General features: G+C 45.4%; 8 protein-coding genes. 5 read left to right on the top strand and 3 right to left on the bottom strand.

The window, feature by feature from the left end:
• Both KDK14_RS07895 and KDK14_RS07900 read left to right on the top strand, forming a co-directional pair.
• Positions 1 to 502 (top strand): thiol-disulfide oxidoreductase DCC family protein (locus KDK14_RS07895; RefSeq protein ID WP_257264541.1); only part of this gene is annotated, 502 nt, incomplete at its 5' end.
• A 358-nt stretch (positions 503 to 860) separates the two neighbouring features.
• Positions 861 to 2,480 carry a hypothetical protein gene (locus tag KDK14_RS07900; protein WP_257264542.1) on the top strand — a complete coding sequence of 540 codons (1,620 nt, stop codon included), beginning with the start codon at positions 861 to 863 and terminating at the stop codon, positions 2,478 to 2,480.
• Between the two features lie 496 nt (positions 2,481 to 2,976).
• Here KDK14_RS07900 and KDK14_RS07905 read toward each other — a convergent pair whose 3' ends face one another.
• Together KDK14_RS07905 and KDK14_RS07910 are read right to left on the bottom strand one after the other, a co-directional pair.
• Positions 2,977 to 4,947, bottom strand: coding sequence for an N-6 DNA methylase (locus KDK14_RS07905; RefSeq protein WP_257264543.1), 1,971 nt, complete (start codon positions 4,945 to 4,947; stop codon positions 2,977 to 2,979).
• A gap of 141 nt (positions 4,948 to 5,088) precedes the next feature.
• Positions 5,089 to 5,724 (bottom strand): MamI family restriction endonuclease, encoded by a 636-nt coding sequence (locus KDK14_RS07910; protein WP_257264544.1) that lies wholly within the window; start codon positions 5,722 to 5,724, stop codon positions 5,089 to 5,091.
• A 478-nt stretch (positions 5,725 to 6,202) separates the two neighbouring features.
• Here KDK14_RS07910 and KDK14_RS07915 point away from each other — a divergent pair, with 478 nt between their 5' ends.
• From KDK14_RS07915 to elbB, 3 genes are all read left to right on the top strand, one after another.
• Entirely contained in the window at positions 6,203 to 8,053 is a 1,851-nt protein-coding gene (locus tag KDK14_RS07915) for a hypothetical protein (RefSeq protein ID WP_257264545.1), read from the top strand.
• A 19-nt stretch (positions 8,054 to 8,072) separates the two neighbouring features.
• Positions 8,073 to 8,561, top strand: a complete 489-nt coding sequence (locus tag KDK14_RS07920; RefSeq protein WP_257264546.1) for a hypothetical protein — start codon at positions 8,073 to 8,075, stop codon at positions 8,559 to 8,561.
• 164 nt (positions 8,562 to 8,725) lie between these two features.
• Positions 8,726 to 9,394: an isoprenoid biosynthesis glyoxalase ElbB gene (gene elbB, locus KDK14_RS07925; protein WP_257264547.1), complete on the top strand. Its 669-nt coding sequence runs from the start codon at positions 8,726 to 8,728 to the stop codon at positions 9,392 to 9,394.
• Between the two features lie 41 nt (positions 9,395 to 9,435).
• Here elbB and KDK14_RS07930 read toward each other — a convergent pair.
• A partial coding sequence (locus KDK14_RS07930) for a hypothetical protein (protein WP_257264548.1) occupies positions 9,436 to 9,953 on the bottom strand: 518 nt, incomplete at its 5' end.

The following is a 9,953-nucleotide window of genomic DNA, read 5'->3' on the forward strand; positions in this document are numbered from 1 at the left end:
CAATTTCTCGCAATCCTCGCTACGGGGACGCCCAGTCGGGCGCTATTCTCGGACAGCCTCCTGGCAACAATCATTCAAATTTGGTGATTTCAGTATGGTGCTTAAAAGAAAAGAAATATCGCTGCCAGTGACCTTGTTTTACGATGGTGATTGCCCACTGTGCATGCAAGAAGTTGATCGTCTGGTTAAAAAGAACCGAAAAGGCCTGCTTAAGCTGGTTGATATCAGGCAGGACAATTTTCAGGAAACCTATCCGGAATTTGACTTGGCAGAACTTGACCGGGTTATTCATGCAAAACTGGCGGATGGTCGTGTTGTTACAGGCATGGATGCCACATTAGCCGCTTGGGAAGCCGTGGGTATGGGCTGTCTGGTGGCCCCTTTACGCTGGCCAGGGGTTGCTTGTATTGCTGACCTTGGCTACGAACTGTTTGCCAAAAATCGTCATAGCCTGTCCCGGCGCCTTGGACCGTTTTTGGGCAAAAATGAGTGTAAAAGATAGCTGCAGTGCAGCAAGCCAAGGCTGTTGCCGCATGTCCGGGTTTATGAATGTTAACTTCCAGGCATACGGGCAATGATTCACCGGAACGACCAGGGAATGTTCAACTCGCGGTTTCCTTCAACACATATTCTGACTTCTGCCGGAGCAGATGCATCGAATTCAAGTGCTTTGATCTCTCACAGTCCCGGGGGAATGCCAGCCAGAATGTCAATTCCCATCAGGGTGCTGTCGAGGAAATTCAGGGAACTATTTTGTCAGCTGAGTATCTAACTGATAAAGCTATTTCAAGCCGCAACAAATAGGAACCAAACCAGCGTATGGTCTTGTATTTCATCACTTAAACAATGGATGTACCTGTATGGCTGAGATCAATCCACCTTTTGCTACCAAATTATGCTCAAACGTACCAAATACTGCTGACCCACAGACTAGCCCGGCAGATATTCGAAAAGAGGTGACAGCCTTCTTCAGGCGATGCTCTTTGGCTGATGCTCATTATCCCAGCCATTGCCACCCCAAAACCAATGATTGTTCACATCACATATCCGCCCTCACTCAATGGGATCACTTCGTCCCTGCGCCAGTGAATGCCACCGTGCTCCCTTTCACCCGGCAGCCCGCCGGGGCTTCTGGCAGCATAACCATCACTGAAGAGCCACCCGGGGAACGGTATCCAGTACTGAGACTCCGGTTTTCCGGGCTACGGCTTGAGGACGGGCCTTCGTCAGGTGCTGCTGGTGGCGGCAGACCCGCAGACCTGCCACCACAGAAAGTCCTGCTCAACCAGATAAAACTGCTGGCCAAAGAGTTAGAGCTAGTGACTGACCAGCTCAGTAAAGCCGATGAGAAAACCCTTGAAGGTAAAGTTCAGATTGATCAGCTGAACGCACAAAAAAAAGTCATTGACGGTAAAATAAACGACATTAAAAGTACCTATAACAAGTCACACGGACCGGACCTGGTGAAACAGTTTTTGCAGTGGCGTACAGCAGTGGAACGGGCTTTGGGCAACGAAGACTCAACCAGCCCACAGGCATTTGGTGATTTGCAAAATCAGATACAGCCCCTGTTGGAAGAGATAGAATACTTTTTACTTGGAATCTATTACCAACAATGCATGGAATTCATGCAACAACTGCACCAGGCAAAAACCCGAAAGGCGGGCAACGACCGCGCCACCTTTGTGCGGGAATTGATTAACTCGAACAAGCCGCTGATGCAAGTCTACCTCCGCGGTGGCGATGACCAGCATCTGTCCGGTTACTTTGAGCACCTGAAACAGTACCTGGCAAGCCTGGAGTACATTTTGAAAATGCCCGGCCTTAGTGCCGGGGACCAGCAACAGACCCAACAGAACATCATCATCACCACAACAAAAGTAGAAAGAATCGCCGAATGTTTCGCAATGATTCCCCGTTACACTCGCCTGCATGAGGACGCAAGCTACCTGTATCCTCACCAGCCGACAGAATTGCAACAGACCATCAGAAAAGGCAAGCGCCTGAGCGCCTCGCCTCCCTCACCCATGGACCAGGAGCGCCGGGCACAGGTGGCAAAACTGAAACAGGAACGCCCTGGAGTCATCATTGATGAGGATGCCATTCTGGATATGGAAGAACAGGATTTCCAGCTGGTGATGGCCGTGCTGGGGAAAAAACCACTGACTGCGGCCCACCAACAAACCCTGCAAAGAAATGGCTGGCAACAAACCGACCGTAACAATCTTGTGGTTAACCGGGGCCATGAGAAGGTTCGCATCGAGATCAATGAAGACCGGTATCAGTTAATAGATAACATCAGCGGTCACATCATTGGTACGCTGACCCCGGATCGCTGGGAGCGAATCAAGCAGCGCCTTGAGCGTGAGAATAAGAGCCTGGATGATGTTACCCGTCAGATGGTTCATGAAGATTTCAAAGAATTCAAAGACTCACCCTATCAGCGTAAATGGAGTCATAACGTGTATGAAGACCATTAGGCTGCCCAAGAATAGATCGCCCTTCGTGGCGGCGGCAAATAGAGGATAAAAAATTTCTGGTTGTAGAAGATACCGGGAAGCCATAAGCGAAAAAGACTCGTTTCTGACTGACATCCTGTCACCGACCTTCCAGACCCGCCTGAACATCTCCACTGCCCAGAATGCCGCCCTGTCCGCTATCGCTGGACTGATGTCGTCCATCGAACGTGGATTATATCCAGTGGCGTTAGGGACAATCACTGGCTTCCCTGAAAAACAAGACCATTGCCAGCTACCGGATTACTGCCCGGTACTTTAATGCAGCGAAAGCCAGCCTTAAGGGTAAGATTCGCTCAGTCATATCCAATCTGGCAAACGCTGAAGACAATTACCAGCGTCGCATCAAGGCAAAGCATCGGCACATAAAGAAACCTATGCGAGCCACCCCGGCATAGCCGGGGGTTTACCTAATGATTAATTACCCGGTTAGCCAGACAGGTTGCCCGGGGCTGACTTGTCAAGCGCAGGCAGTTACCGACAGTACCTCGTTCCCACGGTCCCCTGTGGGAATGTATACCTTATACCAACTCTGCCTTAAGTCATTAATAGAAAGAAGGGATGTTATTGCATTGTTAACATACTTTCGATAGCGGCTTGCAGCTTCTTTCATTCTTTTATCCATATCCTGTGATACAGGAAAAGGGATTTTGACCATTTCAAGTTCTGCTGTCTTTATCCTGTTATGAGAGGAAGATGTACCAGAAGTAAGGCTTTGAATTTGACCTTGTACAACCTTTTCAAGCAACATGAAGCATAGCCAGTATGGGTCAATCCCTTCCCTTGCCCTTATTATCTCAAACTCATTTGAACAAGTAGTAGGGAAATCAAGTTCAGGGATTACGATTACCCTGGGAATTCTTGGATTGATTTTCGATAGTAATATATCCCCTTCATAACAAACGTTACCTTTGGTCTTGGGTTCATAAGTAAATAATTCATTAAAATCCAAAATCCCATCACCAATGATATGAAGGACACTAATACACTTACTCCCGGGTTCTTCCTTAAGCCTCCTCCTTTTTTTGGTCTCACAGTCACCCAGCTCGCTGAGAAGCCTTGCCTCAAAACCTGGCATTTCTTCAATTTCTTTAACCGCTTTAACTCTTTTGGCGCTGTAGTGGCTGGCAGTCCAGGAAGCATCTTTGATATTGGCATAGGTCTCAATTGTACAAGACGGGGTTTCTGACACAATTCCCTTTACTCTACTTTGATAGAATAACTTTTCTCCAAGCAGAACAAGCTCATTTACCCCATCATACTTCTTGACAGCAACGCCTTTTCTTGATGAAACCTGGAATCCCAGATCGCTAATGGTAGCCATTGTGACAAGATCCGTTTTGAAGCACCTTGTTGTACACTTTTCTAAATATAAAATAGAAGTTTTAGTCCTGGTTCCGGCTTGAGCAAAAGCAACAGAAGGTAATTCAACCACGCCTTTCAGTTTTGCAATGCCTTGAATCCTGATCCTTAAAGTTTCAGCCAAGCCTCTGGAAGATATGGTTGAGTCAGGTACAACAATAAAAAGTTTTCCTCCATCTTTTAACAGTGCCAGCTCTCTATCTATAAAGGCGAGTTCCGAGTCAACATTCCTGCTTGTTGAATAAGATCCGTGAAGCAGTGGATAATTATCTTTTGGTTGTGAATTGAGTTTATCGAATGATATATTCGCGCCAAACGGCGGATTGGTCAAGATCAGGTCAACTTTACCGTTCAGGTTATCTAAACGGTGAGAATCAATCAAAGAATTTCCTTGCTCTATATCAAACACATTGCTGCCAAAAAGCATCATGTTAATCTTTGAAAGCCTGACCATTCTATCAACTTTATCCTGCCCGATCAGATTTATCTTCTCGGGAATATCATTTAAATACGCTGTTAGCTTTCGGTAAAACGAAGCCAGGAAACTACCCACTCCGCATGATGGATCAAGGATTTTCAAACTCTCTATATTGAATTTAAATCCGTCTAAAGCCAGCTCCGATATTGCCCAGTCACAAATAAAATCCACAACTTCAGGCGGTGTCATGTATTGAGCGTCCTCAATATTACCTCTGAAATTATCCCGCACAAAGTGGCCAAAAGCCTCGTTAATCAGATCAAAAGAGCTATCTTCCGATACATGATTAACCGCTCTTGAAAATGCACCATGTATTGTTCTGACAAGCTTCAGGGCAAACTCATGATCAGTCGTCTGAATATTGAGTTTGCTTGATGACCCGAAAATAGATGTACCATCTGTGTTGATAAACTTTGGCAGGGTTTTACAGGTTTCAAAGGCTCTATTCAGTACATCTACGGCAATATTGTCATGCTTTGAAGTTCTAACCAGGTCATTAAACTCCTCAGCATTTATCCAGTTATTTTGAGCAGCGATACAAACTGCGATAACTTTAGACACTTCATCCAGCTTGGCATTTGAGTCATCCATTCGGCCAGATAGATGCAAGTGTTCTCTCAGATCAGAAAGTGATTCATATAAACTTTGGTAAGTATTACTGACAGTCGGCATATTTTTTCCTCGTCCAGATGGAAGATTGTAATCTCGTTTTTGGGCGAGGTAAAGATTCCTTTAAATTGTACGACATAGGCCTTTTATTTGAGCATCCGGTTCATATTTTATAAGAACATATTTATCATTCGAAACCCTTGCTTCAAGCATAAGGGGGTACTCTAGACATCCGCACTTGTTGTTGAAAATATTGTTATCTTTGTTTCTTGGCGGTTGAAGTTGGAAGTTGTCACTAGTGATCACGCCGCTTGCACGTTGATCATACCAGCGCTTGGCCATTTTCCTGAACTCAGGGTCTGTTTGAGTATTAACGACCCACACCCGGCACCGATACTGCCTTGTTGCTTCAGATTGATCCCACATGACAAAGAAAAGATTAGGCATTTCATCAAGTGATAACATACTGTTTGCTGTTGATGCATGAGTTCCGGCTTTAATGCATCCATTAAATCGCGGTGTATCAATAGCGTCCCAACAGTTGGCTGCCTTCACATCTGAACCATCTTCCAAATCAGGCCCTTTCCTCCTTTCATAACCAAGAATTCCCGTTAGAGCACTTACTATTATCTGTGACCATCCACGGGTGTCCGTTGGGTGCGGATGCTTATATTTATCAGCGTATTTCCTGACCTTACAGTAAGCATTATAGTGCATGTTCAATAATGTAAGAACATCGTTGTTTAATTTCTGACCCATAACTCAGCCTCAGTTTATCCATCTGCAATCCTATTTTCGGCAGGGCATGAACACACATAAAATGAGAAATACCAGGATGGATAAATGATGATTTTGGATCTATGATCCTAACACGTAAAAGTAGCTTATGATACGAATTCAGGTTTTTTGATTGTTGCTCAACTGTCGTTTTGAACATATGTTTCGGACATGACCGGAACAATAAAACATGTTTTTTGTCGTATAAAATACAATAGTCTTGCCACTTGATTTTGCATGGCACAAAAAAGTGATTATCCACTGCCACTCAGGAGTTCTGTTTTATACACAAAAAAATTGAGTTTTTAGTTGATATACCTACTTTTTCTTCCTGTGTACTCTCGGCTTCTGGCGTTGTTGATTTCAAAAAAATCATATTTCTGAAATTACTTTTCATCTTGCCTTTTGCGTTGTTTGGTCGCTATTTTTAACGTTAAAAATAAATTGAGATGTCATCGGTATGATAGAATCAGGTTCTTTTGCGAGTCCGGGTGTTCAGTTAGAAAGTAATGCCTTTTCATTAATACCAATCAATAATTCCGAAGCAGACTCCATCTCTGAGCAGTTTGCTGGCAAACTGCCCCATCAAATTGCGGTTGAACTCAGACAGAAAGATACCTTGCACGCAATGGCAATGAAAGAAAGACCAGAGTGCAAAGTTGTCGACATGGCAGAAAAATTAGCCGAAGGTCCCGTTAGCTTTACTATTCAACCAACAGGCCGTAATGGCAGTGTTTCCCCCGATCTATTCACTATTACCTGTTCCTTAAATGAACCAAAGCCAGGCTGCTTTATTTGCAGTGATGATAAAACCATCCTGGTCAATGTGACAAACAGCTCAGGTGAGACTGCTGCAACGGCAGTGGGCGGTTTCTGGGTAAGTGATGATCAGGCGTGTGAGGCCCGGAATATACACTGTGTTCTTGATTTCGGAGAGCGGCGGGTTATGGATTATCAACTGGTAAAATCAGCGTCAGGCGATTCCCGGCCGGACAGCTATCAGGTGGTTGATTCAACACTGCAGGTAAACGACTTTGTTATCCCTTCAGTGACCCATCTGGAACCTGCCACGCATGATGATGGTCGTTATGGTACGCACAATGCTGTTTTTGCCAATGGAGCCGCCATTGCGGTGGCGTTGTTTGAACACGATTTTGAACATTGGAACAGCCAGCCTGAGGCTTACAGAAGGTTGCTCAGAAGTTTGGGCGGTGCCTTGAGTCATGCATCGAAAAATCCGGAGACTGACCTCAGAACATTTTTACATGCCTTTATCACGACCTGTGTTGGCTCCGGACTGTTTCTCGCCGGGGATGAAGTAGCGGGTGTAATCCAGACGGCCTCGGGTTATCCCAGTACCAGTTTTATCGGAACCCCGTCGGACAACCCGGTATTGGAAAAGCTTAAATATGCCGGAGTCGTTCTCGGTGTGGCTGGCTTTTTCGGTTTTCAGGGCACCAAGAATGCCTTGGGCGTCAGTAGTCAGTTTACTGAAAACCCTGACAGGAAACGCTGTTTGAGTTTGAAAATGTGGATGATTGAAGTTTTTGGCTGTCAGGTTTTTACATCGGTTATCGCTGCTGCCTGCATAGCCGGGGGAGAGTATCTTGCTACCGGCAGTGCTGAAAAAAGTAACCCTCCCAAACTGTTTACTGACTTGCTTCTGGCACATACCGTTGTTCTTGCTTTGGGTGCTGCCGTTCAGTCCAGGCTTATTGACAAAGGCTTGTCGCCAACAAAGGCATGGTTATTTTTTGCCCTCTTTCGATTAGTTTTCTTCAGGGGAGCCACCCTGGGAGTACAGCTGATGACCGATCATCTATTTGCCGATGGCGTTAAACCGGGGAAAATCCAGAGTATCGTGATAGCCAGTGTCATTAATGAACTGGTGATCACGGTTTTGAGTGGGATGTCTTATCTTTCCGGAAGATCGAAACCCACTGATGGTTCAGAAGAGCAGCTGATGGCCTATGAGCAGGATCTCAAGGAATCTGTATCTGAAAGTTTACTGGACACTTACGCTCATAATCATCAAATTGCCGTCCATCCGTTAAACCGGTTTCGGCTGAATTTAAGCCGGTTGATTGATGCCGCGCCAAAAACACTCTGGGGTAAAGTTGCTCATTACTGTTTGCATCGGGACCCACAGGGCATGCTGTCCAAAGTGGTCACCAGTCCATTTGTCAGCGCGCTCTATGGTCAGTCAGATGGGGAATATCAGGATGTTTTGAAGTTGCATCAGGCATTATTGAAAGATCGTGCAGTGTCCTTGCCTATCCATAACCCACAAACCAGGGGGTTACCGGTTTAAACAGGAGCGATGATTAATCATGGACTATTTTCAGGAAAAATATTTTTCCCTGTTCCGGGAAAACCCGGGTCTTACAGAGGACGACCTTACCGTATCAGCAACCGATACCGTTAAAGAAAGGGCGCTTAAACAGTTTATCAAAGACAACTATCTAAATTCAGGAGCAGAATCCATATCAGGCAAAAATAATCCCTGCGATATTGATGAAGAAATTCGTCAGGTGAAGCAACTGTTAACCGGATTGCTTGAGTCGGGGGAGATCGACCGGAAGATTGTCCTTGAGGCGCTCAGTTGTGGACTGACAGAAATGGTGGATTTTATTCACCATGAACCTGATGATCACTATTCGTTCAGTGATCAGGAGAAGGATGAACTGCACAGCATAATGGAGACTATTCTGCAAAAGACAGACACCGAAGCGCATCAGGCCATCTGCGAATCCCTGTTCCCGGAGATAGTCAACTGTCTTGAATCCATGGTGGCTAAAACCAGGACACCCTCCCGGTGAAACAAAAATTTGTCGCAGTCGCAGCAGGGCAGTCTTTTCTCGGACAGCCTGCTGGATAAGAGCTACTTTATAAAGCAATCAGGATTTACAATAAAACTCTGATCATGAGTTCCCCTTATGGGAACCCTTCTGCGTGATTTATACATTGATAGGAGAATACGCTAATGAGTTCAAGTCATCAGAAGAAAGTCGCAGTCATCCTTTCCGGGTGTGGTGTATATGATGGTGCTGAAATTCATGAATCAGTATTAACGCTACTGAGTATCGGACAGCAGGGGGCAACCTATCAATGCTTTGCTCCTGATATCAATCAATACCACGTCATTAACCATCTGACCGGGGAAGAAAGCCAGGAACAGCGAAATGTTCTTGTGGAAGCCGCCAGAATAGCCCGGGGGAATATCGAACCCCTGACAGCCCTCAAAGTCGCGGACTTTGATGCCCTGATTGTGCCAGGTGGCTTTGGCGCAGCGAAAAACCTGTCGGACTTTGCGTTTAAAGGGGCTGAACTGCGAGTGCAGGTTGATATGATGGTTGCCGTCAAGGCGTTCTCGGAAGCCGCCAAGCCCATTGGCTTGATCTGCATTGCTCCAGCAATGGCTGGCCGTATTTTTGCTCAAGGCGTTATGGCAACCATTGGTAATGATGCAGAAACTGCTGCGGCAATGGAGCAAACCGGAGTCACTCACCAACCCTGTGCAGTTGATGATATTGTCGTTGACAAGACCCATAAACTGGTGAGCACTCCAGCTTATATGCTGGCACAAAATATCAGTGAGGCGGCGGCAGGTATTGGCAAACTGGTTAATAAAGTGCTTTCATTGACCAGTTGATGGTGAGCTTTTAGATCGTCGGGAGATCCCTCTCCAATTGTTTATTGGCAGTCAAGTTGAAAAAGCTTATCAATATATTTTTTTGGTAGATAACCCAATGCAATGGCTGATTTGATCAGCCCTGCGGGCATAACATGACCTTTAGTTTCGTATAATTCAAGCAGTTTGCTGAACATTTCATTACCTTTGTGATTTTGGATAACTATCTTGATATAAAGAGGATCTACTTTCTTATAGACTCCTCCTGCAGTCAGTGATGCTTCAAAGTGTGGATGATCTAAAAGAGCAAAAATTTTACCTTCATCAGGCCCTATATGGCCGCTAAGTGTGCTGCAGATGAGGTTGCGATGACTGAGTTTCAGCTCTCTAATACCCCTTTTGCTCATACCACTGAAAAGCCTGTCTTCCCACTCATCCCATTGCCAATCTTCAGGATCTATCGAGTTATGGCTGACTGGGTCAGGAACTGTCGGGTTATGGCTGACTGGGTTATTTGCCGTAGCGTCACTTAGGAATTGTCTAAAAACAACTTTCCTAATATGGACGGTATTACACAAAA

The sequence above is a fragment of the Endozoicomonas sp. ONNA2 genome, assembly GCF_024606365.1.
Lineage (GTDB): Bacteria > Pseudomonadota > Gammaproteobacteria > Pseudomonadales > Endozoicomonadaceae > Endozoicomonas.